Origin of the sequence: Prauserella flavalba (assembly GCF_003202235.1) — a bacterium.
In the GTDB taxonomy this organism is placed as follows: Bacteria; Actinomycetota; Actinomycetes; order Mycobacteriales; family Pseudonocardiaceae; genus Prauserella_A; species Prauserella_A flavalba.
In genome coordinates this window covers 329,318-355,477 of record NZ_MASU01000005.1, presented here as the reverse complement: position 1 = coordinate 355,477, position 26,160 = coordinate 329,318, and the positions used below count along the sequence as shown (strand labels likewise).

Annotated in this window: 25 protein-coding genes; 14 read left to right on the top strand and 11 right to left on the bottom strand. The window is 72.6% G+C overall.

Features of this window, described 5'->3' with window-relative positions:
- Positions 1 to 64: 64 nt before the first annotated feature.
- Positions 65 to 1,252, top strand: coding sequence for an ROK family transcriptional regulator (locus BA062_RS08990; RefSeq protein WP_110335605.1), 1,188 nt, complete (start codon positions 65 to 67; stop codon positions 1,250 to 1,252).
- On the opposite strand, the gene BA062_RS08985 is transcribed toward BA062_RS08990, so the two are convergent.
- The 5 genes from BA062_RS08985 to BA062_RS08965 are packed head-to-tail and all read right to left on the bottom strand — an operon-like array spanning position 1,227 to position 6,811.
- Positions 1,227 to 2,279 (bottom strand): LacI family DNA-binding transcriptional regulator, encoded by a 1,053-nt coding sequence (locus BA062_RS08985; RefSeq protein WP_110335604.1) that lies wholly within the window; start codon positions 2,277 to 2,279, stop codon positions 1,227 to 1,229. The genes BA062_RS08990 and BA062_RS08985 overlap by 26 nt on opposite strands.
- Positions 2,263 to 3,687 carry a GH1 family beta-glucosidase gene (locus BA062_RS08980; RefSeq protein ID WP_245959740.1) on the bottom strand — a complete coding sequence of 475 codons (1,425 nt, stop codon included), beginning with the start codon at positions 3,685 to 3,687 and terminating at the stop codon, positions 2,263 to 2,265. The genes BA062_RS08985 and BA062_RS08980 overlap by 17 nt, the downstream gene beginning before the upstream one ends.
- Before the next feature lie 3 nt (positions 3,688 to 3,690).
- Entirely contained in the window at positions 3,691 to 4,557 is an 867-nt protein-coding gene (locus BA062_RS08975) for a carbohydrate ABC transporter permease (protein ID WP_110335602.1), read from the bottom strand.
- On the bottom strand, positions 4,554 to 5,555 hold the full coding sequence (locus BA062_RS08970; RefSeq protein WP_110335601.1) for a carbohydrate ABC transporter permease: 1,002 nt from the start codon (positions 5,553 to 5,555) through the stop codon (positions 4,554 to 4,556). The genes BA062_RS08975 and BA062_RS08970 overlap by 4 nt, the downstream gene beginning before the upstream one ends.
- A gap of 2 nt (positions 5,556 to 5,557) precedes the next feature.
- Positions 5,558 to 6,811 carry an ABC transporter substrate-binding protein gene (locus BA062_RS08965; RefSeq protein WP_425452909.1) on the bottom strand — a complete coding sequence of 418 codons (1,254 nt, stop codon included), beginning with the start codon at positions 6,809 to 6,811 and terminating at the stop codon, positions 5,558 to 5,560.
- A 224-nt stretch (positions 6,812 to 7,035) separates the two neighbouring features.
- Here BA062_RS08965 and BA062_RS08960 point away from each other — a divergent pair, with 224 nt between their 5' ends.
- Positions 7,036 to 7,419: a TIGR03618 family F420-dependent PPOX class oxidoreductase gene (locus tag BA062_RS08960; protein ID WP_110335600.1), complete on the top strand. Its 384-nt coding sequence runs from the start codon at positions 7,036 to 7,038 to the stop codon at positions 7,417 to 7,419.
- A 9-nt stretch (positions 7,420 to 7,428) separates the two neighbouring features.
- On the opposite strand, the gene BA062_RS08955 is transcribed toward BA062_RS08960, so the two are convergent.
- Entirely contained in the window at positions 7,429 to 8,136 is a 708-nt protein-coding gene (locus BA062_RS08955; RefSeq protein WP_110335599.1) for an MBL fold metallo-hydrolase, read from the bottom strand.
- Between the two features lie 33 nt (positions 8,137 to 8,169).
- On the opposite strand from BA062_RS08955, the gene BA062_RS08950 reads away from it, so the two are divergent.
- The 3 genes from BA062_RS08950 to dprE2 all read left to right on the top strand — a co-directional run bounded on the left by BA062_RS08950 (position 8,170) and on the right by dprE2 (position 10,244).
- Positions 8,170 to 8,982, top strand: a complete 813-nt coding sequence (locus tag BA062_RS08950; protein WP_110335598.1) for a class I SAM-dependent methyltransferase — start codon at positions 8,170 to 8,172, stop codon at positions 8,980 to 8,982.
- Between the two features lie 74 nt (positions 8,983 to 9,056).
- Positions 9,057 to 9,476, top strand: a complete 420-nt coding sequence (locus BA062_RS08945; RefSeq protein WP_110335597.1) for a hypothetical protein — start codon at positions 9,057 to 9,059, stop codon at positions 9,474 to 9,476.
- 24 nt (positions 9,477 to 9,500) lie between these two features.
- The gene (dprE2, locus tag BA062_RS08940) at positions 9,501 to 10,244 is read left to right on the top strand and encodes a decaprenylphospho-beta-D-erythro-pentofuranosid-2-ulose 2-reductase (RefSeq protein ID WP_110335596.1); all 744 of its coding nucleotides are present in this window, start codon (positions 9,501 to 9,503) and stop codon (positions 10,242 to 10,244) included.
- 128 nt (positions 10,245 to 10,372) lie between these two features.
- On the opposite strand, the gene BA062_RS08935 is transcribed toward dprE2, so the two are convergent.
- Both BA062_RS08935 and BA062_RS08930 read right to left on the bottom strand, forming a co-directional pair.
- Positions 10,373 to 11,950, bottom strand: coding sequence for an FAD-dependent monooxygenase (locus BA062_RS08935; protein WP_245959739.1), 1,578 nt, complete (start codon positions 11,948 to 11,950; stop codon positions 10,373 to 10,375).
- Positions 11,950 to 12,912 carry an MBL fold metallo-hydrolase gene (locus BA062_RS08930; protein WP_110335594.1) on the bottom strand — a complete coding sequence of 321 codons (963 nt, stop codon included), beginning with the start codon at positions 12,910 to 12,912 and terminating at the stop codon, positions 11,950 to 11,952. The genes BA062_RS08935 and BA062_RS08930 overlap by 1 nt, the downstream gene beginning before the upstream one ends.
- 91 nt (positions 12,913 to 13,003) lie before the next feature.
- On the opposite strand from BA062_RS08930, the gene BA062_RS08925 reads away from it, so the two are divergent.
- A complete protein-coding gene (locus BA062_RS08925) occupies positions 13,004 to 13,543 on the top strand; it encodes a MarR family winged helix-turn-helix transcriptional regulator (protein ID WP_110335593.1) in 540 nt (179 codons plus the stop codon).
- A 188-nt stretch (positions 13,544 to 13,731) separates the two neighbouring features.
- On the opposite strand, the gene BA062_RS08920 is transcribed toward BA062_RS08925, so the two are convergent.
- Both BA062_RS08920 and BA062_RS08915 read right to left on the bottom strand, forming a co-directional pair.
- Positions 13,732 to 14,910, bottom strand: coding sequence for a DUF6923 family protein (locus BA062_RS08920; protein ID WP_110335592.1), 1,179 nt, complete (start codon positions 14,908 to 14,910; stop codon positions 13,732 to 13,734).
- 4 nt (positions 14,911 to 14,914) lie between these two features.
- On the bottom strand, positions 14,915 to 15,682 hold the full coding sequence (locus BA062_RS08915) for a bestrophin-like domain (RefSeq protein WP_110335591.1): 768 nt from the start codon (positions 15,680 to 15,682) through the stop codon (positions 14,915 to 14,917).
- A 526-nt stretch (positions 15,683 to 16,208) separates the two neighbouring features.
- Between BA062_RS08915 and BA062_RS08910 the strand changes: the two genes are divergently transcribed.
- From BA062_RS08910 to BA062_RS08880, 7 genes are all read left to right on the top strand, one after another.
- Entirely contained in the window at positions 16,209 to 17,618 is a 1,410-nt protein-coding gene (locus BA062_RS08910) for a family 2B encapsulin nanocompartment shell protein (RefSeq protein WP_110335590.1), read from the top strand.
- A gap of 26 nt (positions 17,619 to 17,644) precedes the next feature.
- On the top strand, positions 17,645 to 19,039 hold the full coding sequence (locus BA062_RS08905; RefSeq protein WP_245959738.1) for a family 2B encapsulin nanocompartment shell protein: 1,395 nt from the start codon (positions 17,645 to 17,647) through the stop codon (positions 19,037 to 19,039).
- Between the two features lie 6 nt (positions 19,040 to 19,045).
- Positions 19,046 to 20,080, top strand: a complete 1,035-nt coding sequence (locus tag BA062_RS08900; protein WP_110335589.1) for a family 2 encapsulin nanocompartment cargo protein polyprenyl transferase — start codon at positions 19,046 to 19,048, stop codon at positions 20,078 to 20,080.
- A gap of 56 nt (positions 20,081 to 20,136) precedes the next feature.
- Positions 20,137 to 21,426: a 4-hydroxy-3-methylbut-2-enyl diphosphate reductase gene (locus BA062_RS08895; protein ID WP_110335588.1), complete on the top strand. Its 1,290-nt coding sequence runs from the start codon at positions 20,137 to 20,139 to the stop codon at positions 21,424 to 21,426.
- Between the two features lie 87 nt (positions 21,427 to 21,513).
- On the top strand, positions 21,514 to 21,906 hold the full coding sequence (locus tag BA062_RS08890; RefSeq protein WP_110335587.1) for a pyridoxamine 5'-phosphate oxidase family protein: 393 nt from the start codon (positions 21,514 to 21,516) through the stop codon (positions 21,904 to 21,906).
- A gap of 81 nt (positions 21,907 to 21,987) precedes the next feature.
- Positions 21,988 to 23,598: a sensor histidine kinase gene (locus BA062_RS08885; RefSeq protein WP_110335586.1), complete on the top strand. Its 1,611-nt coding sequence runs from the start codon at positions 21,988 to 21,990 to the stop codon at positions 23,596 to 23,598.
- Between the two features lie 3 nt (positions 23,599 to 23,601).
- A complete protein-coding gene (locus BA062_RS08880) occupies positions 23,602 to 24,249 on the top strand; it encodes a response regulator (RefSeq protein WP_110335585.1) in 648 nt (215 codons plus the stop codon).
- Between the two features lie 136 nt (positions 24,250 to 24,385).
- Here the strand turns inward: BA062_RS08880 and BA062_RS08875 are convergent, their stop codons facing one another.
- Positions 24,386 to 25,369: an Acg family FMN-binding oxidoreductase gene (locus BA062_RS08875; RefSeq protein WP_110335584.1), complete on the bottom strand. Its 984-nt coding sequence runs from the start codon at positions 25,367 to 25,369 to the stop codon at positions 24,386 to 24,388.
- A gap of 127 nt (positions 25,370 to 25,496) precedes the next feature.
- Here BA062_RS08875 and BA062_RS08870 point away from each other — a divergent pair, with 127 nt between their 5' ends.
- Positions 25,497 to 26,156: a response regulator gene (locus tag BA062_RS08870; RefSeq protein WP_110335583.1), complete on the top strand. Its 660-nt coding sequence runs from the start codon at positions 25,497 to 25,499 to the stop codon at positions 26,154 to 26,156.
- The last annotated feature ends 4 nt before the right edge of the window (positions 26,157 to 26,160 follow it).

Genomic DNA, 26,160 nt, shown 5'->3' with positions numbered 1-26,160 from the left:
TTATCGACCGCCACGCCGCGAGGTCAAGGATTTCGTTCAGTGGGTGAACGATTATCATCGACCGATGCCACAGCCCGCAGGCCAGCACACCGTCCGCAGGCACAACTGCGCCCTCGTGCTCGATGCCATCGCCGACTCCCCCGGCCTGTCCCGCGCCGGCGTCGCCGCGCGCACCGGGCTCACCAAGGCCACCGTCTCCACCCTCGTCGACCGCCTCGCCGCCGCCTCGCTCGTGCGGGAGCAGGGCCCGCAGCACCGCGCCGGGCCGGGCAGACGCGGCACCTCCCTGTCGCTGTCCCCTGAGGGCCCGCACGGGCTCGGCGTGGAGATCGCCGTCGACCACGTCGCCACGTGCCTGGTGGACCTCACCGGCGAGGTCCGCTGGTCCGCCGTCTCGCCATCGGCCAACCGCGCCCAGCCCGCGGGCCGCGTCCTCACCCGCGTGGCGAAGGCCGTGCGGACAGCGCTCGGCGAGGCGGCCGCGCGGGACGTGACCGTGGGCGGCGTCGGGGTCGCCGTGCCCGGGCTCGTGGAGGCGTCCACCGGGCTGTTGCGGCGAGCGCCCAACCTCGGCTGGCGGGACGTCGACGTGCCGGCCGAGCTGCGCCGCCGCACGGGACTGGAGGCGGAGGTGCTCGTCGGTAACGAGGCCAACCTCGCCGCGCTCGCCGAGCTGCGCGCCGGCGGGCACGACGGGCTGCGCGACTTCGTGCATGTCTCCGGGGAGATCGGCATCGGCGCCGGGATCGTGCTGGACGGCGAGCTCTACCACGGCACCCGCGGCTTCGGCGGCGAGCTCGGGCACTTTCCGGTGAGCTCACGTGGTCCGCTGTGCTCGTGCGGGGCGAGGGGCTGCCTCGAACGGCTCGCCGGGCAGGACGCGATCCTCGGCCGGGCGGGCGCCGCCGACCTGCCCACGCTGCTGGACAGGCTGGAGGACGGCGACCGCAAGGCCGCCGCCGCGGTCAGGGCAGCGGCGCGTCCCCTCGGCACGGCCCTGTCGAGCGTGCTCAACCTGCTCGACGTGCCCGCCGTCGTGCTCGGCGGCACCTACGCGCGGCTGTTCCCGTGGCTCGGCGAGCCGCTGCGTGCCGAGCTGACCGGCCGGGTGCTGAGCGCGCCGTGGCAGCCGATCGGCGTGCTCCGCTCACCGCTCGGCACCGAGGCGGCCGTGCGCGGTGCGGCGACGGCGGCCGTCCACACGATCGTCGCCGACCCCGACACGTTCATCGCCGACGGGGTCCTCCCGTAGATTCGCGGACCACCAGCTCGGTGGGCAGCAGGATCGACGGCGGCAGGTGCTCCTCCCCCGCCAGCTGCGCCAGCAGCCGCCACGTCATCGTGCGGCCGAACTCCTCCACGGGCTGGCGCACGGTGGTCAGCGCCGGCGTCACCGTGGTCGCGAAGACGGAGTCGTCGAAGCCCATCAGGGCCACGTCGTCCGGGACACGCACGCCGCGGGCGGACAGTTCGCGCAGCGCGCCGACCGCGAGGATGTCCGCGGCCGCGAACACCGCGTCCAGACCGGGGTGGCGGTCGAGCAGCTCGGCCATCGCCGCCGCGCCCCCCTCGACCGAGAAGTCGCTGTGCACCACGGCGTCCGGGGCCAGCCTCGCCTCGGACATCCCGCGCCGCCAGCCGACGAGCCGGTCGATGCCCACCGCCATGTCGCCGGGCCCCGCGATGGTGGCGATGCGCGTGCGGCCGGTCTCCACGAGGTGGCGCGCGGCGAGCAGGCCACCGGTGAAGTTGTCCGAGTCGACGTAGGGCACGGCGGTGCTGCCGAGCGGCCGCCCTCCCGCGACCACCGGCAGGCCCGCCGCCGCGAGCCGTCCCGGCAGCGGGTCGCTGCCGTGCATGCTCACCACGAGCGCGCCGTCGACGTGCCCGCTGGTGAGGTACTTCTCCAGCTGCTCGCCGTCGTCGTCCTCGGCCATGAGCATCAGCACGAGCTGCCGCTTGCTGCCGGACAGCCCCGCGTGGATGCCCCGCAGCACGCCCGCGAAGAACGGGTCGCCGAACACGCGGTCGCCGGGCTCCGATACCACGAGCGCGATCGAGTTGGTCCGCCGGGTGACGAGGCTGCGCGCGGCCTCGTTCGGCACGTAGCCCAAGGTCTCGATCGCGCGGTTGACCGCCTCCCTGGCGCGGCCGCTCACGCCGGGCAGTTCGTTGATCACCCGCGAGACCGTCGAGCGGGACACGCCCGCCGCCCGCGCCACCGCCTCGAGCGTGGGCGTTCCCCGGTCGTCGATGGCCGCGTCACCGGGCTCGATCATCGTTCTCCTGTAGGCCGTTGTCCTCGATCACCCGCGAGTACCATGACGCACTCGCCTTGGGGGTCCTGCGCTGGGTCGCGAAGTCCACGTGCACCAGTCCGAACCGCTTCGCGTAGCCCTCCGCCCATTCGAAATTGTCCAGTAGGGACCAGTAGAAGTAGCCGCGCAGGTCCACGCCCTTCTGGAGCGCGGCGTGCGCGGCGCGGAGGTGGGCCTCGACGAACGCGATCCGGTCGTGGTCCTCGACCATCCCGGACGCGCCGGCGCGGTCGGGGAACGCGGCCCCGTTCTCGGTGACGTAGAGCGGCAGCCGCGGATACTCCTCGTGCAGGCGCACCAGCAGGCCCGTGAGCTCGCCCGCGTTGACCACCCAGCCGGAGTCCGTGTGCGGCAGGTCGCGGTCGGGGAAGCCCGTGTACTCGGCGCCGACCCATTCGGACGGCGGCCCCGAGTGCTCGTCGGGGATCGACGACACGTACAGGTCGCGGTAGTAGTTGACGCCCAGCAGGTCGAGCGGAGCCGAGACGACGTCGAGGTCGCCGGGGTCGATCACCCCGCCAAGGCCGTAGGGCTCCAGGTCGGCGAGCACGTCGGCCGGGTACTCGCCGCGCAGCACGGGGTCGAGGAAGAACCGGTTCTGCAGCCCGTCGATCCGTCTGCGCACCTCGGCGTCGGCCTCGCTGGCCGGGTCGGCGACGTTCACGGGGAAGAGGTTGAGCGTGAGCCCGGCCCGCGCCGCCGGGGCGTGCTCGCGGATCGCGGCGACGCCGAGCCCGTGCGCCAGCAGCAGGTGGTGCCCCGCCGCGACCGCCGACGACGGGTCGGTGCGGCCAGGCGCGTGCCTGCCCGAGCCGTAGCCGAGGAACGCCGAGCACCACGGCTCGTTGAGCGTCGTCCACGTCCCGACCCGGTCGCCGAGCCTGCCCAGCACGGCGTCGGCGTAGTCGGCGAAGCGGTGGGCGGTGTCGCGCGAGGCCCAGCCGCCCCGCTCCTCCAGCGCCTGCGGGAGGTCCCAGTGGTACAGCGTGGCCCACGGCGTGATCCCCGCGCGCAGCAGCTCGTCGACGAGCCGCTCGTAGAAGTCGAGGCCCGCCGGGTTCACGGCACCGGCGTCCGGGCGCACCCTCGGCCACGCGATCGAGAACCGGTAGGCGCGCACCCCGAGCCGCGCCATGAGCGCGACGTCCTCGGCCATCCGGCGGTAGTGGTCGGCGCCCGGCTCGCCCGAGTCGCCCCCGGCGACCGTGCCCGGCCGCTCGCAGAATGCGTCCCAGATGGACGGACGCCGTCCGTCCACTGTGGTGGATCCCTCGATCTGATACGCCGCCGTCGCGACGCCCCAGACGAAGTCTCTCGGGAACGCCACCGAGGGCAGAGCGGGCTCGGCGTCGGCACGGACAATCGTCACGGTCTACCCCTTCACAGCGCCTTGCATGATCCCGGCCACGATCTGGCGGCCGAGGACGAGGAACACGACGAGAATCGGAATGGTCGCGAGCGTGGTGCCGGCCAGCACGAGCGAGTAGTCGACGTAGTAGCCGCTCTGCAGCTTCTCCAGTGCCACCTGGACGGTCGGGTTCTCGGCGTTGAGCGCGATCAGCGGCCACAGGAAGTCGTTCCACGACATCATGAACGTGAACATGCCGAGGAACGCCGCCGCCGGCCGCACCGCCGGCAGGCACACGTGCCAGAACACGCGGATCATCGAGCAACCGTCCATTCTGGCCGCTTCGATCAGCTCGTAGGGCACCGCCTCCACGGTGTACTGGCGCATCCAGAACACCCCGATCGCGGTGACGAGGTTCGGCACGATCACGGCCTGCAGCTCGTTGGCCCAGCCGAACTCCGCCATCGCCATGTACAGCGGGATGATGCCGAGCTGCGTCGGCACCGCGAGCGTCGCGATGACGAGCACGAACAACGCGTTGCGGCCGCGGAAGCGCAGCTTGGCGAAGGCGAATCCGGCCAGCGTCGAGAAGAACACCGTCGAGATCGTCACCGTGCCGGCCACGACGACGCTGTTGCCCAGGGCGCGCCAGAACTCGACCTGGTCGAACACCTGCTGGGCGTTGGCGAAGAAGTTCCCGCCGGGCACGAGCGGCGGGATGCTCTCCGTCAGCATCGAGCTGTCCCTGCTGGCGACGAGGAACGACCAGTAGAACGGGAAGATCGAGCCGAGCACGAAGGCGGTCAGCAGCCCGTACACCCAGATGTTCGCGCGGCCGACGCCGCCACCGGCGGAGCGGGACCGCCTCAGCGAGGCGGGAAACACGGTCATCGGCGGTCCTCCCCCGTGGTCGCGATCCGCCGCGTGAGGAAGAAGTTGACCAGCGCGACGAGGATGATGATCAGGAAGAGCACCCACGCGACAGCCGACGCGTAGCCGAGGTCCTCGCGCTCGAACGCCGACTGGTACATGTACAGCGTGATCGTCTGGAACTGGTTGGTGGAGCCGCCGTTGTTCGAGCCCGGCATGGCGTCGAACAGCTTCGGCTCGGTGAAGATCTGCAGCCCGCCGATCGTCGAGGTGACCACCACGAAGATCAGCGTGGGCCGCAGCAACGGCAGGGTGACGCTGAAGAAGCGGCGTACCGGGCCCGCCCCGTCCACGACGGCAGCCTCGTGCAGCTCCTTCGGGATCGCCTGCATGGCCGCGAGCACGATGAGGGCGTTGTAGCCCGTCCACCGCCAGTTGACCATGATCGCGATCGCGACGTGGCTGGCGAAGCGGTCGGCCTGCCAGTCGACCCGGTCGAGGCCGACCGTCTCCAGTATCCCGTTCACCAGACCGTAGTTGGGCCCGAAGAGGTTGGCGAAGATGATGCCGAGCGCCACGAGGCTCGCGACGTAGGGCATCAGGATGCCCACCCGCCAGCCGGTCGGCGCCCGCAGCCGGGTGTTGAGCAGTGCCGCGAGCAGCACCGCCATGATCACCTGCGGCACGCTGGAGAGCAGGAAGATGCTGAACGTGTTCACCAGCGTCTTCCAGAACTGCGCGTCGCCGAACAGCGCGGCGTAGTTCTCCAGCCCGATGAACGACGGGTTGTCGTCGATCAGGTCCCAGTCGAACAGCGACACCCACGCCGTGTAGAGGAGCGGGAACAGCCCGACGATGCCGAAGATGACGAAGAACGGCGCGACGTAGAGATACGGGGAGTACTTGACGTCCCACCGGCCGAGCCGGTCCCGCCACGTCGAGCGTGACCGGACCGGCCCGGGGCCGGTGGGCTCGTCCCCCTGCCGCGCGCCCGTGGCGGCGGCGAGCTCGGTACTCACCGTTACCGGGCGATCTGCGCCGAGGCGTCGACGAACTGCCGCCAGCCCTCGTCCGGCGAGGCGCCCTGCTCGACGGCCTGCAGTGCCGGGGCCACGGCGTTCTCCTGGATCTTGCCGTCACCGGGACCCTTGTACTGCGCGTGGCCGACCTTGCGGGCCTGGGTGGCGAACAGCTCGCCGTCCTTGACGCCACCGAAGTAGTCGTTGGTGGCGGCCAGCAGCTCCGGCGACTCCAGCGCCTGCACCTGGCTGGGGAACACGCCCTTGGCCTTGAACGCCTTGATCTGCTGCTCGGGCGCGGTCAGCCACGCCGCGAGCGCGGCGGCCTCCTCCGGGTGCTCGCTCTGGGTGGGCACGGTGAGGTAGGAGCCGCCCCAGTTGCCGCCACCGCCGGGGAACGCGTCGGTGACCGCCCACTGGCCCGCGTGCTCGGGGCCCGCCTGTTCCTCGATCACGCCGAGCATCCACGACGGGCAGGTCTTGGTGGCGAAGGCCGAGCTCTTGAAGCCGCTGTTCCACTCGTTGCTGAACGCCACGAGCCCCGCCGACTGGCCGCGCTCGACGGCGGCGGTGACCTTGTCCCAGTTCTGTTTGATCGCCGGGTTGCTCTCCACGACGAGGGTGTCGGAGCGGTCGAAGAACCCGGTCTGGAGCTGGTTCTGCATGGCGTTGAAGAGCTGCGCGGCGGAGTCGAACCAGGCGGTGCCACCGGACTCCCGCACGAACCGGTCGCCCGCCTCGAAGTAGCTGTCCCAGCTCTCGAACAGGGACTTGACCTCCTGCGGGTCGGTGGGCAGGCCTGCCTGCTGGAAGAGGTCCTTGCGGTAGCACATGGCGAGCGGTCCGATGTCGGTGCCGTAGCCGACGAGCTTGCCCTGCTTGTCGAGGCCGGCCTGGTACTTCCAGTCGAGCCAGCGGTCGGGCTTGACGTCGGCGGGGCCGAGGTCGGCGAGGTCGTGGAAACGGCTGGACTTGGCGAGGACGTCGGAGAGGTGGCCCTCCTCCACCGCCATCACGTCGTCGAGGCCGGAGCCAGCGCCGAGCTTGGTGAACAGGGCCTCGTGGTACGGCCCGCCCTGCCCGGTCTTGTGCGGGGTGATCGTGATGTTCGGATGGAGCCGCTCGTACTCGGCGTAGAGCCCTTCGTAACCGAACTCGCCGAAGGTGCCGATCGTCAGCTCGATCCGGCCGTCGGAGGACTCCGGGCCGCCGGAACCACCGCACGCGGCCGCGAGGAGCGTGGCCGCGCTGAGGATCGAGGTCAGGGCGAGTACGTGTCTGCGTCGGTGTCGCACGGTAACCCCTCGTTGGGTTGGCGGGGACGAAACTGGGAGCGCTCCCAGTTGGTTGAGGAGCCTGCTCCTCCCCCGTACGGGTGTCAACCCCTTGTTGTCCTTGCGTTACCTCGGCACCTGCACCGACCTGACAGTGATGCAGTGATCAGAATTGGGAGCGCTCCCAGGCCAGTACGCTGTGCGGCATGCCGAGTGACGAGCTGATCGAGTTCTGGCGGGAGCGCCACCTGGGTACGCTCACGACCCTGCGCGCGGACGGCAGCCCGCATGTCGTGCCCGTGGGCGTGACCGTGGACGAGGCGTTCGAGGTCGCCAGGGTGATCTGCTCCGGCGGCAGCGTGAAGGCACGCAACGTCCGGGCGGCGGGAGCGGGCGGCGCGCGCGTCGCCGTCACGCAGGTCGACGGGCGGCGCTGGTCGACACTCGAGGGCAGGGCCGTGGTGCGCGACGACCCTGAGTCGGTACGGGACGCCGAGGCCCGCTACGCCGAGCGCTACCGCGTCCCGCGCGTGAACCCGCGGCGGGTCGTCATCGAGATCGCCGTCGAGCGCCGCCTCGGCCTGCGCTGAGCGCCGGGCTCAGCCGAACATCGCGCGCCACTGCTCGAGCGAGCTCGCACGGAACACGAAGTTGTCGCGCCGCACGTCCGACAGCGGCGCCGAGGGCTCGGCCGAGTACAGGTGCCCCGGGTACACCACCGGGTCGCCGCTGAGCCCGGCGAGCCACTGCAGGCTGCGGAACATCGCGTCGGAGTCGCCGCCGGGGAAGTCGGTGCGCCCGCAGCCCTCGAGGAACAGCGTGTCGCCCGCGACGAGCCGCCCGCCGACGAGGAAGCACTGGCTGCCCGGCGTGTGGCCCGGCGTGTGCAGCAGCCGGATGCCGATCGCGCCGACGTCCACCTGGTCGTCGTGGTCGTGCGCGACGAGATCGGTGCCCGAGACGCCGGTGGTGCGCCGCACCCACTCCGACTCGGCACCGCTGACGTGCACCGGCACCTGCTCCTTCGCGAGCAGCTCGGCGAGGCCGGGCAGCGAGAAGCCCATGAGGTCGCCGCCGACGTGGTCGGGGTGGTGGTGGGTGGCGAGCACGCCCGTGAGCCGCATGCCGTCGGCCGCGAGGACGCCGAGCAGGTCGTCGATCGCGTAGGCCGGGTCGACCACCACGGCCTCGCCGGTCTCGCGGTCGCCGATCAGGTAGGCGAAGTTGCGCATCTGCGTGGCGACGCGGTCGCCGACGGCGAAGTCGCGCCCCGCGAGCAGCTGACGGAAGTAGAGCCGGTCGGACATGGGCCGATCGTAGACGGCCTAGAGTGTCGCTCGATGAACGCGACCCGGCACTGGCGTGAGCAGCTGCAGGCATGGCGGATCCCGGAGGAGATCCTCGGGCAGGCCGAGGACTCGCCGTGGGTGCTGCCCCGGCACGTCTTCTCCCGGCGCGCCGACGTGCTCGTGGCGGAGCCGGAGGGCGCGTCGTTCCCGGCCGCGTGGCGGGCGCTCGACCCGCCCGGCACCGTGCTCGACGTCGGCGCGGGAGCGGGCGCGGCGAGCCTGCCGCTCGCCGCGCGCAGCACGCTGATCACCGCCGTCGACCAGGACGAGGGGCTGCTCGCGGAGTTCCGCCGTCGCGCGGATGCGCTCGGGGTGGCCGCGCGCGAGGTCCAGGGCGACTGGCCCGGCGTCGCGGCCGACGTTCCGCCCGCCGACGTCGTGGTGTGCCACCACGTGCTCTACAACGTCCCGGACGTCGTCCCGTTCCTCACGGCGCTCACCGCGCACGCGCGCAGGCTCGTGGTGGTGGAGCTGGCCGAGGCGCACCCGCTGACCTCGCTGAACGAGCTGTGGCTGCGCTTCCACGGCATCGTCCGCCCCGAGGGACCCACCGCGACCGACGCCGTGGCCGTGCTCCGCGAGCTGGGCATCGAGCCGGAGGTGTCGCACTGGCGGCGCGAGCGGTCGGCCTCGGCCGCCCATCCCGACTTCGCGACGCTCACCGACGTCACGCGGCGCAGGCTGTGCCTGCCCCGCGCCCGGCGGCACGAGGTGGCCGAGGCGCTGCGCGAGGCGGGCGCGACGAGCGAACGCGACCTCGGCTCGTCCGGCGACGACATCGTCACCCTCACGTGGACTCCTTGACACGCCAAGGATGAATCCGTCCCCGCGGATGCGACAATCCGTGGACCTGGCCCCCGAGCGAAGGGAGCGCGCGAGTGGTGCGCGCGGTACTCGCCGTCCTGATCGCCGTCGCCGTACTGGCGGCCGGCGTGGCGAGCACGGCGTTCGCGCCGGTGCAGCGCAGGCCCGTCGCCGCGCCGCAGCGCGCCGCGCCGGCGCACGAGATCCGGATCGTGGTGTCGGGCCCCGACGACACGCTGATGCGCGTGGCGCGCGGCTCGTCGGGGACGCAGGTCGCGTTGCGCGGCAAGCCGTTCGACCACTCCTTCACCGAACACGCGGGCGGTGACGGCTACCTCGGGATCCGGGTGGCGGCGGCGAGCGCGCGCCCGGACGGCACGCCGGTGCGGTGCGCGATCCGCGTGGACGGCGTCGTGGTGTCCGAGAAGTCGGCGGTGGAGCCCGACGACAGCGGGCTCGCGCAGGTGCTGTGCACCATCCCGAGGCCCGTCTAGCGCCTCACTGACACACTGCACGGCATGAGCGGAACGATTGTCGTCCTCGGCGGGCGCAGTGAGATCGGCCTCGCGGTGGCCACCAGGCTCGCGGCACAGGGAGCGCGCGACTTCGTGCTGGCGGCGCGGCGCAGCGCCGACCTCGACGCCGAGGAGGCGGCCCTGCGCGAGGCCGGTGCCACCACGGTGACCCGTGTCGAGTTCGACGCCGACGACGTCGCCGGGCACGAGGAGGTCCTCGGCGCGATCATGACCGGGCACGGCCCGGTCGACACCGTGGTGACGGCCTTCGGCATCCTCGGCGACCAGCGCAAGGCCGAGCAGGACGCCAGCCACGCGCTGGCGATCGTGCACACCGACTACACCGCGCACGTGAGCGTGCTGACGCACCTGGCGAACCTGCTGCGCGCGCAGGGCGGCGGCAACCTCGTGGTGTTCTCCTCGGTGGCCGGGATCCGGGTGCGCCGGGCGAACTACGTGTACGGCTCCGCGAAGGCTGGGCTCGACGGGTTCGCGAGCGGGCTGGCCGACGCGCTGCACGGCAGCGGGGTGCGCCTGCTGCTCGTGCGGCCGGGGTTCGTGATCGGGAGGATGACCGAGGGCATGTCACCCGCGCCGTTCTCGTCCACCCCCGCGCGGGTGGCCGATGCGACGGTCGCCGCGCTGCGCAAGGGCCGCGACGTGGTGTGGGTGCCGGGGATCCTGCGCCTGGCGTTCGGCGTGCTGCGCCTGCTGCCCCGCCCCCTCTGGCGCCGCCTCCCCCGCTGATGCCCATCCGCAGTGAAGGCCACCTTCACTGCGTTCAACCAACACAGCGGCGCGCAGCGTCTCCGTTTGGGTGGCGGGGGGGGGGAGACGGGTGGGCGCAGGCATGGTGGCCTTCACTGCGGACAGGGTCAGCCCAGGGCGCGGTGCAGGGCGGGTTCCACCGCCCCTGGGTCGGTGAGCACGGCGGCGACGTGCGCGTCCGGGCGGATCACCCACACCTCGCCCTCGTCGGCTCCGAACGCCCCGGCGAGCGCGCCCGTATGGTCGATCGCCGCCAGTTCGAGCACGCGCACGGGCGCGGCGCACGACTTGGCGGCCGCGGCGGCCGCCGCGACGTCCGCACCGGGCGTGGCGAGCAGCAGCAGGCCGTCGCGGGCGAGCTCCCGGAACCGGGTGTCGCGCCCCTCGACCCGGACCGGGCCGTCGGGCACGATCGTGCCCGGCCCCGCCGGGGGCACCGTGCCGCGCGGCGGCCTGCCCGTGAAGGGCCTGCCCGAGCACGGCGTCGTCAGCGGCGATTCGGTGTACCAGAACGGCTCCGCCAGCCTTCCGGAGTCCACTTCGGACCATGCGGTCCGGTCGGTGACGGCGCGGTCCAGCACGGCTCTCCGGTGCGCGTGCTGCTCGGCGTCGTGCGGCACGAGGAACCGCATCGTGGCGCTGGTGACGTCCAGGTTCTCCAGCGCCGCCGCGTGCCGTTCCGCGTGGTAGGAGTCGAGCAGCGACTCCGGTGCCCAGCCGCGCAGCACGAACGCCAGCTTCCACGCCGCGTTCTCCGCGTCGGCGACCCCGGAGTTGAGCCCCCGCGCCCCGAACGGAGCCACCAGGTGCGCGCAGTCCCCGGCGAGCAGCACCCGTCCGCACCGCATCCGGTCGGTGACCCGCGAGTGGAAGCGGTACACCGACTTCCACACGATCTCGTAGTCCCGGTCGCCGATGATCGCACGGATGCGCCGGTCGAGCCTGCCGTCGGCCTCCTCGGCGGCGAGGTCGTAGTCGCCGGGGACCTGCCAGTCGATGCGGAACGTCGAGCCGGGGCACGGGTGGATGAGCACCTGCCGCCCGGGATTCCACTGTGGATCGAAGTAGAACCGCCGTTCGGTGCTCCAGCCCGGCAGCTCGGTGCGGATGTCGCAGATGAGGAACCGGTCGTCGAAGGAGTGCCCCTCGAACGAGACGCCGAGCAGCGCCCGGATGTCCTCCCCGCGGGCACCAGCGCACGCGAGCACGTACGAGGCACGCAATGCGCGCCCGTTGGCGCACCGCACGTCGACGCCGTTCTCGTCCTGCTCCAGGCCGGTGACGTCGTGGCTCCAGCGGACGTCGATCAGCGGCTCGGCGGCGATGCGCTCGTCGAGGATCTGCTCGGTGCGCGCCTGTGAGACGTTGACGAACGGCGGGAAGCACGAGCTGCCGTGGTCGGGCAGCGTCAGGGCGAACAGCTCGTGATCGCGGTAGAACGTGCGCGCCGTGGTCCAGGTGACGCCCTCGGCGGCGATGCGCCTGCCCGCGCCCACGGTCTCCCACACGTCCAGCACGTCCCGCTGCTGGCAGATGGCCTTCGAACCGATGGGGTCGCGTTCGGGACGGCGGTCCAGGAGCACGACGGGGATCCCCCAGCGGGCGAGCAGCAGCGCGGCGGTCTGCCCGACGGGGCCGTTCCCGACGACGATGACGGGGTCGGCTGAGCCGATGGTGCTCATCATCAGCCCTGCAGCTGGTCCCAGACCTCGCGGTCCCGCTCGGCCGTCCAGATCACGGGCCGCTCGACGCCGGACAGCTCGTCCCACAGCCGCGACACGTCGAAGGGCAGGCAGTGCTCGAAGATCGGCCACCGGCCGTAGCGCTCGTTCAGTGCCGCGTGGGCGTTCTCGAAGGCCTCCTTGAGTGTGCCGCCGCGCGCGTGCACGGCACCCACCTCGTCGATCATCACCCGCAGGAAGTGCCGGGTCTGCTCGATCGCCTCGTCCACGGCCTCGCGGCCCCGGCTCACCGCGCCGCGCCCGCCGATCAGCGCCTCGGCGCCGAACTCCTTGACCCGGTCGAGCGTGCCGCCCACCCAGTCGCGGTGGAAGGCGTCACCGGTGTAGAGCGCCGCCTGCGCCTCGACGAGGTCACCCGCGAACAGGATCCGCTGCTTCGGCAGCCAGCCCACGATGTCGCCCTCGGTGTGCCCGCGCCCGCAGTACTGCAGCACGAGGTCGCCGCGGTCGCCGCCGAGCTCGATGGTGAGCCGGTCGGAGAAGGTCAGCGTCGGCCACGTCAGCCCCGGCACCGAGTCGGCCTGCTTGGCGAGCCTCGGCATGCGGCCGAACTCGCTCTCCCAGTCCTCCTTGCCGCGTTCGGCGACGAGGGCGCGGGTGTTTTCGTGCGCGACGATCACCTCGGCGTCGAACGCGGAGGCGCCGAGCACGCGCACGGCGTGGTAGTGCGAGAGCACGAGGTAGCGCACCGGCTTGTCGGTGTGCTCGCGCAGCTTCGCGAGCCATTCGCGGGCGGCGACGGGCGTGGCCATCGCCTCGAAGCAGACGAGAAAGTCCTCGCCCTCGATCGCTCCCACATTGGGGTCGCCCTCGGCGGTGAGCGCGTAGACGCCGTCGGCGAGGACCTCGAGCGTCTGCTCCTTCTCCCCCAGGTCCGCCGACGATGCGAAAGCCTTCTGGGACATGGAGCCCCTCCTTTGATCAAAGCTTTGACTATCTCCTTCTGGGTGAGCGTAACGCCGTTGCCCCCGAAAGGGAAGGGCTAGCCTGAACGCCATGACCGCGCACCCCGCCGGACCCGACGAGCTCGACTTCCTGTCGTTCGTGGACTTCGCGGTGACCAAGACGACCAGCGAGCTCGGCGCCGTGGACCCCGAGGCGATGCGGCTCGTGCTCACGCTCCACCGCCTGACCAGCGCGCTCGTTTACGACCTCGAGTCCGCGGTGCACCGGCCGCGGGGACTCAGCTGGCCGGGCTTCCGGGTGCTGTTCGTGCTGTGGCTCGCGGGGCCGCTGGAGTCCAAGCGGGTCGCGCAGCTGTCGGGCATGAGCCGCGCCGCGGTGTCGGCGCTGGTGAACACACTGGAGAAGGCCGGGCTCGTGGAGCGGCGCCAGGCGGAGCACGACCGCCGCGCGGTGCTGCTCAGCCTCACCGAGGCCGGGCACGACACCATCACCCAGGACTACCAGGCACACAACGAGCGCGAGCAGGCGTGGGCCAACACGCTCAGCCCCGACGAGCGCACCACCCTGATCGGGCTGCTGCACAAGCTGATGACCGGGGCCGCGGCGGCGGACGCCAAGCGCCGCTTCTGACGCCTCGGCGCGAGGCCGTGTCCGGTCATCCTCTGCCGTGCGAGCGGGATCAGCGTGGAGCCTCGCTAGACGGCGGAAGGCCCGCGCGCGCGGACGGACTCGGACCTTCCGCCAGCGCATGCCCCGGGCGCGGGCGTCTCGCACGAACCGAGCACCGCGCGGCCGGCAACGGGATCGTCGGACGCGGCCTAGCGGCGCCGCATGCTCCTGGCCGCGGCTCCCGCGCCGAACGCGATCAGCAGCATCGTCAGCGCCCAGCGTCGCTTCTTCTCTGTTGGGGTCGGGTCGTCGCTCTGCGCCTGCTCCTCCGGTGGCGGGGGCGGTGCCGCGGCGGGCGGTGGCGCGGGCGGAGCGGGTTCCGGTGCCGCGAGCGGTGGCGACTGAGGCGGCTCCCGGGGTGACGGTGGGGGCTGCTCCCGCGGCGGGACGGGTGGCGGCGCGGGACGGGGTGAGGGCGGCGGCGCCGGGGGCGGCTCCGGGGGCGGCGGTTCCGGGGTCGGCGGTGCGGGGCGGGTCGTCGGGGGCGGAACCGGGGGCGCCGGGTCGGGCCCGGGGATCACGAGGCACGCCGTCGCGTCCGATCCACGCAGCACCGGCCCGCTCGACAGCTCGGTGACCTTCCCCGTTCCGTCCAGCTCCGCGCGGTAGAGCCTGCTGCGTCCGCCGGCCACGTTCGCCGTCGCGTAGAGCACGCCGTCGGGGCCGAGCGCCACGGCGCCGTAGGCGGTGCTCGGTGGCAGCGCGAGCCCCGGCACCGCGGACGCCGCGCCGCTTCCCGGGTCGATCCGCACCACGCGACTGCGCGGGTAGTCCGCCGCGACGCCGTACAGCAGGCCCGTGCGGGGGTCGAAGTCGATGTCGTCGATGTCGTCGAACTCGCCTGCTAGGTCGCCGGGGACCAGCGGCATCGCCTGGGTCACGCGCAGGTAGTCCGGGCTCGCCGGATCGATGTCCACTGTGTACAGAACCTCGTCGTCGAGGAGGTACCAGCCGGCCCCGCTCACCGCGGCCGACGTCGGCCGCACCGGCCCGCCACCCCCCGGCGCGTCCGGCAGCTCCCCGGCGACGGTGAGGTCGCCGAGGCGGTCGAACGTCACCACGTGGCCGCCGGACACGCCGTAGGCCAGCTCCTGCTCGCGGGAGTAGCCGATGGCGTTGACCCGGACGTCGAGCACACCGATCGGCGTGACCTCCCCGCCGGGCAGATCCACGCGGCTCAGCCGTGACCCGTCGCCGAGCCAGTCCGTCTCCACGCGCAGCATCGAGCACGCGAACGCCTGCTCCGGCCGCGCGGGCGCGGCATCGATGACCGGCACCGCCAATGCCAGCGGCAGCGCCAGGACCACCGGCGGCCAGCGGGCGCGCATCCGGTCAGCCCAGCCGCTCGCGCGCGAGCTCGAATGCGTCCGGCCCGAGCTTCGCGTCGTCGCCGAACGGGTTCTGCAGCTGGTAGATCGCGAACAACAGCAGCATGATCATGCCGGCGAGCGTGGTCACGAGGATCATGTGGGTCCACAACCGGGTTCCGCCGAACAGGTTGGACAGCACCACGGTGATGAAGCCGCCGAGCGCGAGCACGAACCACACGACGGGTCCGAGCCCACGGTCGGCGGACTCGGCGACCCTCGCCTCCCGTTGCTCGTAGAGCGTCACCAGCTGGGTCTGCGCCTCGGCCTTGCGCCCGGACTCCCACTCGTCGCCGGTGTCGATGCGGGCGTCGGCGATCGCGACGCGCATCCGGTCGAGCTGTGTCCATCCCGGACCGGTCACCTCCTGTTCCGCCTGCAGCTGCGGCCATTCCCGATCGATCACCGTGTCCGCGTACTCCCGGCTGAGCCGCAGCACCTCCGAGCGGGCGGGCTCCGGCAGCGCGTCGGCGGCCCACGCCATCGCGACGAGGCTGTGGGCCTCGCCGCTCGCGTCCTCACCGGCCTGCGTGACGCCGTCGAACAGCGAGATGAGCACGAAGGACACCAGCACCGCCTGCAGCCCGCCCACGATCGTGAACACCTGCCCGGCCGCCTCGTTGTTGTCCGGACGTCCCTCGTCGAGCCCGATACGGCGCACCAGAAAAGCGATTCCCGCGCCCAGTGCCACGGCTCCGGCAACCCACAGCAGACCGGTCACATAGACATTCAACGGGGATTTCCTTCCGCAGCGGAAAGCGATACCAGCAGGCTAATAACGGAGGACGGCGGACACAAGAAGAAGCGGAAATTACTCGTAAGGTGATGGAGCACTGCCGCCGAATCGGCGACGCGTCCGCCGGCATCCGTTCCGAACGGGGCACACCGGCGGCCGCGCTCACCCGGGGTGACAGCGGCACCCTGAAACCCTTTCGGAGCAACGGAACTACCCAGCGTCCACCCCTCCCCCACCGGCCGGCGGAGCGCCCCGGCATCCAGGGAGCACGACACGCCGCACCTCCGCCGGCGGCTCTACCCTGACCATTACCGCAAGCCTGCGAATCGAGTGAGAATTGCGCGGCATTGGAACTGATTCATTCGTGGCGACGGGCAACGGCACCTTCGGGCGACTGTACGTTCGTCGCCGCACGCTGCTAGTGTCCATTCCATCGGCATTCGGCCCTGATATTCACGCCGGTTGCGGACCTGTCCTTGCCGCAGCCTTTTTCGAAAAGCGCACAGAAATGGTGGTGTGAATTGTGACGGTGACAGACCCCGGGACAGGCACCGAGCAGGAGAGCCCGCTGAGTCTCGGCACGGCGGCGGCGAGGAACCTGGCGACCACGACCAAGACCCAGCCGCAGATGCAGAGCATCTCCTCGCGCTGGCTGATCCGCCTCCTGCCGTGGGTCCAGGCCTCCGGCGGCACCTACCGCGTCAACCGGCGGCTCACGTGCGTGGTCGGCAACAAGCGGGTGACCTTCACCGGCTCGGACACCGACCTGCGCGTGGTCCCGCCCGAGCTGCGGGAGTTCGCCATCCTGCGCGAGTTCCCCGACACCGGGGTGCTCGACGCGCTCGCCGAGCGGTTCGAACAGCGCGAGTACCAGCCGGGAGATGTGCTCGCCGAGTTCGGCGACCGCGCGGACGAGGTGGTGCTGATCGCCCACGGCAAGGTGAACAAGATCGGTCCCGGCGAGTACGGCGACCACGTGGTGCTCGACGTGCTCGCCGGCGGCGAGTACTTCGGCGACGAGAGCCTGGCCGAGCCGGACGCGCTGTGGGAGTACACCGCCAAGGCGGTGACCACGTGCACGGCGCTCGTGCTGCCGCACCGGGCGTTCGAGGAGGTCCTCGAGCGCTCGCCGGAGCTGCGCGCTCACGTGGACCAGGTGCGCAGCAGCCCCAGGGCGGCGGCCAACGACCACGGCGAGGCGGCGGTGGAGGTCACCTCCGGCCACGAGGGCGAGGTGCCGCTCACCGGCACGTTCGTGGACTACCAGCTGCACCCACGCGAGTACGAGCTGAGCGTGGCACAGACCGTGCTGCGGATGCACACCCGCGTCTCCGACCTCTACAACCAGCCGATGAGCCAGCTGGAGCAGCAGCTGCGGCTCACCATCGAGGCGCTGCGCGAGCGGCAGGAGAACGAGCTGGTCAACAACCCGGGCTTCGGGCTGCTGCACAACGCCGACCTCGGCATGCGCAAGCCGACCCGCAACGGGCCGCCGACGCCCGACGACCTCGACGACCTGCTCGCGCTGGTGTGGAAGGAGCCCTCGTTCTTCCTCGCGCATCCGCGCGCGATCGCCGCGTTCGGCAGGGAGTGCAGCCGCCGGGGCATCTATCCGTCCAGTGTGGACGTCGGGGGGCACAGCGTGCCCGCGTGGCGGGGCGTGCCGATCTTCCCGTGCAACAAGATCCCGGTGAGCCGCACGCGCACCAGCTCGATCATGCTCATGCGCACCGGCGAGGAGCGGCAGGGCGTCGTCGGCCTGCACCAGACCGGCATCCCCGACGAGTACCAGCCCGGGCTCTCCGTGCGGTTCATGGGCATCAACGACAAGGCCATCACGTCCTACCTCGTCACCGCCTACTACTCGGCGGCCGTGCTCGTGCCCGACGCGCTCGGCGTGCTCGACGACGCCGAGCTCGGCAGGGAGAGCTGACCACACCGACCCCAGGAGGTTTTCCGGTGACCGTCACCGAAGAGGCCGTCGAGACCACCCCGAGGCAGAGCCTCGCCCCCGACGCCGCGCGCAACCTCGCCACCACCACCAAGACCGTCCCCCAGATGCAGGGCGTCTCGCCCCGCTGGCTGCTGCGCGTGCTGCCGTGGGTCGAGGCCTCCGGCGGCGCTTACCGGGTCAACCGGCGGCTCACCTACGCGCTCGGCGACGGGCGGGTCACGTGCGTCAACACCGGCACCGAGGTGTCGGTGATCGCGGCCGAGCTGCGGGAGCTGCCACCGTTGCGCGGCTTCGCCGACGAGGGCGTGCTCGCCGCGCTGGCCGGCCGGTTCGAGCAGCGCGAGTACGAGCCCGGCGACGTACTCGCCGAGTTCGGGCACGCGGCCGACGAGGTCGTCGTGCTCGCCCACGGCAAGGCGAACAAGATCGGCACGGGCGAGTACGGCGGCGACACCGTGCTCGACGTGCTGGGCGACGGCCGGTTCGTCGGCGAGCGGGCGCTGCTGGAATCCGGCGGGATCTGGGACTTCACGGTCAAGGCGGTCACCCCGTGCACGGTGCTGGCCCTGCCGAGGCGGGCCGTCGAGGAGATCGCGGACGGCGCCGGGGCGCTGCGCGCCCATCTCGACGCGGTGCGCTCCGAGGTGCGGCCCGCGCACAACAAGCAGGGCGAGGCGGCCATCGAGCTGGCCTCGGGGCACACCGGTGAATCCGTGGTGCCCGGTACGTTCGCCGACTACGAGACCACGCCGCGCGAGTACGAACTCGCCGTGGCACAGACCGTGCTGCGCGTGCACAGCCGCGTCACCGACCTCTACAACCAGCCGATGAACCAGCTGGAGCAGCAGCTGCGGCTCACCATCGAGGCGCTGCGCGAGCGGCAGGAGAACGACCTGGTCAACAACCCGGACTTCGGGCTGCTGCACAATGCCGACCTGCGCCAGCGCATCTACACCCGCACCGGCCCACCCACCCCGGACGACCTGGACGAGCTGCTCAGCAGGCGCCGCAAGTCGGAGTTCTTCCTCGCCCATCCTCGCACGATCGCGGCGTTCGGCCGGGAGTGCACCCGCCTCGGCGTCTACCCGCAGACCGTGCACGTGGAGTCTGCCCCGGCGATCGCGTGGCGGGGCGTGCCGATCCTGCCGTGCGACAAGATCCCCATCTCCCGCACGGGCACCAGCTCCATCATCGTCATGCGCACCGGCGCCGACGAACAGGGCGTGGTGGGACTGCACCAGACGGGCATCCCCGACGAGTACCGGCCAGGGCTCTCGGTGCGGTTCATGGGCATCGACGACCGGGCGATCCTCTCCTACCTCGTCAGCGCGTACTACTCGGCGGCGATCCTCGTCCCCGACGCGCTCGGCGTCCTGGAGAACGTCGAGATCGGACGGTGAACGAACATGTCCACAACGGAATCGGCGCCGGGAACCCGCTCGGCGACCGAGGTTCTCGGTCACGCGAAGTCCATCGTGGACCCAGCCCTGCGCACCGTGCTCGGCGGCCTGCCGGAACCGATGCGTCACATCGGCGGCTACCACCTCGGCTGGTGGGACGAGCACGGCCGCGACACCGGCGGCTCGGGAGGCAAAACGCTGTGCCCGGCGCTGGTGCTGCTCGCCGCCGAGGCCGTCGGCGGAAGGGCAGGCCGCGCCGTGCCGGGCGCGGTGGCCGTGGAGCTGGTGCACAACTTCTCGCTGCTGCACGACGACGTGATGGACGGCGACGTCACCCGCAGGCACCGGGCGACCGCGTGGAGCCTCTTCGGGGCCGGCCCGGCGATCCTGGCCGGCAACTCGCTGCTGGCGCTGGCCTTCGACGCGCTCACCGAGGGCGGCGCGGGCGCCACCGCGGTGCGGACACTGCACACCGCGGTGCAGGACCTGATGGACGGCCAGCACGCGGACCTGGAGTTCGAGCGGCGCGCGGACGTCACGCTGCCCGAGTGCGTCCGCATGGCCGAGCGCAAGACGGCCGCGCTGCTGGGCTGCGCGTGCGCGCTCGGCGCGCTCGCCGGCGGCGCGGGCCCCGAGCAGGTGCTGCTGCTGCGCCGCTTCGGCGAGCGGCTGGGCCTCGCCTTCCAGCTCGTCGACGACCTGCTGGGGATCTGGGGCACGGAGTCGGTCACCGGCAAGCCCGCCTTCTCGGACCTGCGCAACCACAAGAAGTCGCTGCCGGTGGTGGCCGCGCTCACCTCCGGCACCCCGGCGGGGCGGGAGCTGGCCCGCCTCTACCTGCGAGAGGACCCGCTCGAGGGCGACGACCTCGCCCGCGCGGCCGAACTGATCGCCGCCGCGGGCGGGCGGGGCTGGACCCAGGCCCGCGCCGACGCACTGCTGGAGCAGGCCTGGCGAGACCTGACCTCCGCGGGGGTCGTGCCGAGGGCCACGGCCGAGCTCGGCGCGCTCGCCCGGCTCGTGACCCGCCGTGACCACTGAGCCCGCACCGACCGCCGGGCGCACCGACCGCGAACCACAGCAAGGAGCACGACGCCATGCCGTTCACCGCAGCGCAGAGCATCATGGCCGCGAACCGGCCGGGAGGCCCCGGCGCCGACGGGGTGCTCGTCGCCGACGAGCTGCTGACCCCGGGAGCCCCGCCGATCCCCTGCCCCGCCGCCGTCCTGCTCGCGGGCGAGCTCCGCCGCAGGGGCGTGCCGCCCGTGCGGGACAGGCTCTGGGCCGACAGCGCACCCGGCCGCGGCGACAACGGGCTCACCCTGTGCGCCGTCCTGCCGGGCCGGGACGGTCCCTCGGGGTTGGGCCTCGCCGCGGCGGGCCAGGAGGACGGCGTGCCACCGGACGTCGTCACGGCCGCGGGCTCGGCGATGGCGTCGTGCCTGTCCGCCGCCGGGCCGCGCACGGTGCTGCTGGCCGCGCCGCGCTCGTTCTGCGCCGGGGTGGAGCGGGCGATCGAGATCGTCGAGAAGGTGCTCGACCAGCGCGGCGCGCCGGTGTACGTGCGCAAGCAGATCGTGCACAACAGCCACGTCGTGCGCGGGCTCGAGGAGCGGGGCGCGGTGTTCGTCGACGAACTCGACGAGGTGCCGGGCGGCGCGACCGTGGTGTTCTCCGCCCACGGCGTCTCCCCCGCCGTGCACGCCGAGGCCGCCAGGAAGGGGCTCGACGTCATCGACGCGACGTGCCCGCTCGTGACGAAGGTGCACGCGGAGGCCCGCCGCTTCGCCGCCAGGGGCGACACGGTGGTGCTCATCGGGCACGAGGGGCACGAGGAGGTGGAGGGCACGCTCGGCGAGGCACCCGCCAGCACCGTGCTGGTCCAGAACGCCGACGAGGTCGCCGGCCTGGAGGTGGAGGACCCCGAGCGCGTGTCGTACCTGACGCAGACGACGCTCGCCGTCGACGAGACGGCCGAGGTCGTCGACGCGCTGCGGGAGCGGTTCCCCGCGCTGCGGGGCCCGGTGTCCGACGACATCTGCTACGCCACCACCAACCGCCAGCACGCCCTGTCCGCCATCGCCGAGGAGTCCGACCTGGTGCTGGTGGTCGGCTCGGGCAACTCCTCCAACTCGGCGCGCCTGGTGGAGCTGGCGCGCCGGGCCGGCACCGAGGCGCACCTGATCGACGACGCGGGCGACATCGAGGCGGGCTGGCTGGCCGGCGCGCGTGTGGTGGGGCTGACGGCGGGCGCCTCGGCACCGCCGCGGCTGGTCTCGGCCGTGATCGCGGCGCTCGGCGGGCTCGGGCCGGTGACCGTCACCGAACGCGAGATCACCAGGGAGACCGTCCACTTCGCCCTCCCGCCCGCCGTCGCGCGCGGCTGACAAAACCGGCGGGTCCAACGGCCCTACCGGAGCGGGCCCGCGCGCCGCACCGTGAGTCGTGATCTTCGACCACAGGGGCTGTGCGTGATGCTGGACTCGTTCGGTCTCGAGGTGCTCCATCGCGACGAGTGCATCGCGTTGCTCGGCGCGGTCGATCTCGGGCGCGTGGTGTTCACCCACCGGGGGCTGCCCGCCGTGCAACCCGTGCGGTTCGTCGTGCGCGGGGAGGCGGTGCTGTGCGGCGCGCCCGGTGGCAGCGCCCTGTTCGCCGCGGCGAACGACAACGTGGTCGCCTTCGAGGCCGAGGTCTTTTCCCCCGACCTCGGCAGCGGCTGGTTCGTCACGGTGCTCGGCAGGGCGGGCGAGCTGCGCGACCAGCACCTGGCCGCCGGGCTGCCGGAGCTGACCTGGCGGCCCGGCCCCGACGACCGGCACCTGCGCATCCCCGTCGAAGTCATCTCGGGACGCAGGCTGGGCTGACCGGCGTTTCTCGCGGTTCCCGGCAGGCGTGGGCACGCCTAGACTCGGGCGAGCACCCGCGCCGGCCGAGTTGGGGGGGTCGTGAGCGAAGCCAGCGTCCGCCGCCTGCTCGCCGCGGTCACGACCGTCGGCGGCGACCTCGACGCGCCCGAGGTCCTCCGCGGGCTCGTGCGCTCGGCCGCCGAACTGACCGGCGCCCGCCACGGCGCGTTCGTCGCGAACGGCGCCGGGCACGGGCTGCCCGGGCTCGTCACCGACGGCGACGACGACCCGCTGCGCCACGGCCTCGCCGGCCTGCTCGACGAACGGCCGGGCCCGTGGCGGCCGGCCGACCTGCGCCGGCACCCCGCGCTGGCGGCGCTGCGCTCCCTGCTCGTCGTCCCGGTGCGGGCGCGGGGCACCGAGTACGGGTACGTGTGCCTCGGCGATGAGCACGCGGGACGCTTCGGCCGGGACGACGAGGACGCCGTCGGCGCGCTCGCCGCCGCCGCGGGCACGGCACTCCGTCACGCCGCGCGGCTCGAGCGCACCACGCTGCGCTCACGCTGGCTGGAGGCCTCCCACGAGGTGACGACCGCGCTGCTCGGCGGCGAGGACCCGGCGGCGGCCCTGCACCTCATCGCCGAACGCGCGCGCGAGGTGTCCGGGGCCTCGGTCGGGGCGGTCGCCCGCCCCCGCCCCGGCGACGAGGACCGGCTCGTGTTCGACGTCGTGGAGACCAACGACGCGACGGCCGAGCGGGTGACCGGCCTGGCCGTCTCGACGCACGGCACCGCGACCGGCGAGGCGTTCAGCACGGGCAAGCCGGTGGTGGTGCGTGACTACGGCCGCAGGGCGGCCGACTACCAGCACGACGCGGCGGGCGTGACCCTGCCGCCCCCGGTGGCCGCCCTCGACTCGGCCGTGGCCGTCCCGCTCACGGTGGGCTCCGCGACGCTCGGCGTGCTGCTCGTCGCCAAGGTCGACGACAAGGCGCCGTTCTCCGACGAGGACGTGCGGCTCGTGCAGAACTTCGCGGGCCAGGCCGCGCTGGCGCTCGAGTTCGCCAGGGCGGGCGAGGACCGGCAGCGGCTCGCCGTGTTCGAGGATCGGGAGCGCATCGCCCACGACCTGCACGACCTGGTGATCCAGCGGCTGTTCGCGATCGGGCTCGGGCTGGAGGCGCTCGGCAGGCTGACCACGGACCCGAGGACGTCCGAGCAGGTCAGCGGCTTCGTCACCGATCTCGACCGGACGATCCGCGACATCCGCAACAGCATCTTCTCCCTGCAGGAGCCGGCGGAGGCGCCGGGCGGCCTGCGCTCGGAGCTGCTGCGGGTGGCGCTCGACCACGCCCCCGCATTGGGCTTCGAGCCAAGGATCGGTTTCGAGGGCCCGCTCGACACGGCGGTACCCGAGGCCGTGCGGCCCGACCTGCTCGCGGCGCTGCGCGAGGCGCTCGGCAACGCGGCCCGGCACGCGCGGGCGACCTCCGTCGCCGTGGAGGTGTCGGTGGACCGCTCCGGCCACACCGTGACGCTCACCGTCACCGACGACGGCACCGGCGTGCCGGAGGATCTCCCGCCGCGCGAGGGACTGCGGGCACTCGCCGGGCGCGCGGCCCGCTGGGGCGGAACGTCGTCGGTGTGCCCGGCGCCCGGCCGGGGTACGAAGCTGGAATGGACGGCCCGCCTGCCGCGGTCAGGAGAGTGAGTCATGACGATCTCGGTGTTCCTGCTCGACGACCACGAGGTGGTGCGCGCGGGCCTGCGCACGGTGCTGGAGGCCGAGGGCGACATCCGGGTGACCGGTGAGGCGGGCACGGCGGCGGAGGCGCTCGCGCGCATCCCGCTGGTGCTGCCGGACGTCGCGATCCTCGACGTCCGGCTGCCCGACGGCGAGGGCGTCACGGTGTGCCGCGACATCCGGGCGTCGATCGAGCACCCGCCCGCGTGCCTGATGCTGACGTCGTTCTCCGACGACGACGCCCTCTTCGGCGCGGTGATGGCCGGTGCGGCGGGCTACCTCCTCAAGCAGGTGTCGGGCGCGTCGGTGGTGTCGGCGGTGCGCACGGTCGCCGAGGGCGGCACACTCCTCGACGCGCACCTGACCGAGTCGGTGCTGACCAGGCTGCGGGGCGAACGCGAACCGGATCCGCGCTACGCGGCGCTGAGCCCGCAGGAGCGGAGGGTGCTCGACCTGGTCGCAAAGGGGCTCACCAACCGGCAGATCGCCGAGCAGCTCGTGCTCGCGGAGAAGACCGTCAAGAACTACGTGTCGTCGCTGCTGCACAAGCTCGGCTTCGAACGCCGCACCGAGGCCGCCGTCTTCGCCACCCGCCGCCGCCAGCACTTCGGCCGCTGACCGCCCCCCAAGGCCACCTTTGTTGCTCCCACCCGTCTCCCGCCACCACCCAAACGGAGACGCTGCGCGCCACAATGCTCGATCAACGCAACAAAGGTGGCCTTGGGGGAAGATCACGGGGCGGTGGGGGCTCCGTTCACAGCGGGTCGCGTTCGAGGAGGTCCCCGATGGCACGGCGGGGGCTGCACGGCACGGCGACAGCAGGGTGGCCGACGCGCATGAACAGCTGCGGGTACCCGGGCAGGCCGAGGTCGTCGATCAGCGCCGAACGCGCCTCGGCCACGTGCAGCGGCTGCGTCTGGACGGCGGCGGCGAGCCCCATGTCCACGGCGGCAAGCCAGGTCTGCTCCATCGCGACGCCCGTGCGGACGTGGTCGAGCCGCGTGTCGTCCGCGGTCAGGAAGACGAGCACGGTCTCCCGGCCCAGCCTCGCCGCGAGCGTCTCCCGGTCGGGCAGCGCCGTGCCCCGCCGCACGAGCCCCGCCCACGGCAGTGTCGACGCCGCCGCCGCGAGCGTGAGGCCGTCACCGGGCCGCGCGCCGCCGCGGGCCGTCCACAGCGTGAGCTCCCGCTGGTAGCCGTCGTCCTGCCGTAGCGCGGCCCCGGCGTACTCCAGCACGTCGGCGAGCGCGGTCAGCTCGGCGGCGCCGCGCAACGGCCGCGCCGTGACGCCTGCGGCGTGCGACGCGGTGACGAGGTCGGTGAGGTCGTAGTCCGACACGCACTGGCCGGTGAACGCGTGCCGGTAGCTGTGCCTGCGCGCGATCGCCGAGTACCGGTGCAGGTCCAGCGCGCTCGGCAGGCGCACGTCGCTCGCGGTGACGCGGGCGACCAGCTCTGGCCGCAGCGGGTCGGGCAGCAGCGTCAGCAGGGTCTCCCTCCCGAGTACCCGCATGCCGAGTTCGAGGTTGGCGGCCGCGGCGCCGCACGAGACGGCCAGGTCCCGGCCCGCCGGGTCGTGGTACGGCAGCACGAGGTCCGTGCGCTCGGACAGCAGTGCCTCACCGTCGGGCAGCTCCAGCGACCAGGGCTGCATGTTGTGCACCGAGGGCGCGTTGACGACCGCCCTGGCGAGGACGTCGATCTCACCCGCCGACCACTCGGCCGCCACGCTCTCCATACTCAGACGATCGCGCAATCACGCCCCGTCATCATCCTCCGGAAGTCCCTTCCACTAGGGTCTTCCGGCCTCTCGGCCGCGCGGCGACGGGGTGAACGTGGCCGCGATCCGGGCTATCGTGACTGAGATGTCGATCCGAGTCTTCCTCGTGGACGACCACGAGATCGTCCGCCGGGGTCTCGCGGACCTGCTCGGCGACGAGCCGGACATGGAGATCGTGGGCGAGGCGGCCTCGGTGAGCGAGGCGCTGACACGGATTCCCTCCTCTGGGGCCACCGTCGCGGTCCTGGACGTGCGGCTGCCCGACGGCAACGGCGTGGAGCTGTGCCGCGAGCTGCTCTCGCGGGTCTCCGGCCTGCGCTGCCTGATGCTCACGTCCTACGCCGACGACGAGGCGCTCTTCAACGCGATCATGGCGGGTGCGTCGGGGTTCGTGCTGAAACAGGTGCTGGGCTCGGACCTGGTCTCGGCGGTCCGCACGGTCGGTTCGGGCGGCTCGCTGCTGGACAGCCGCACCACCGCGGCGCTCATGAGCCGGATCCGGCGCGAGCGTGCCGACGCCGATCCGGTCGCCGCGCTCTCGGAGCAGGAGCGCGCCGTGTTCGACCTGATCGGCGAGGGGCTCACCAACCGGGAGATCGCCGAGCGGCTGTTCCTCGCGGAGAAGACCGTCAAGAACTACGTGTCGCGGCTGCTCGGCAAGCTCGGCATGCAGCGCAGGACGCAGGCCGCCGTGCTGGCGACGGAGCTGCGCCGCTCGGCGGGCCCCAAACCGCAGGTGGAGTAGTCCT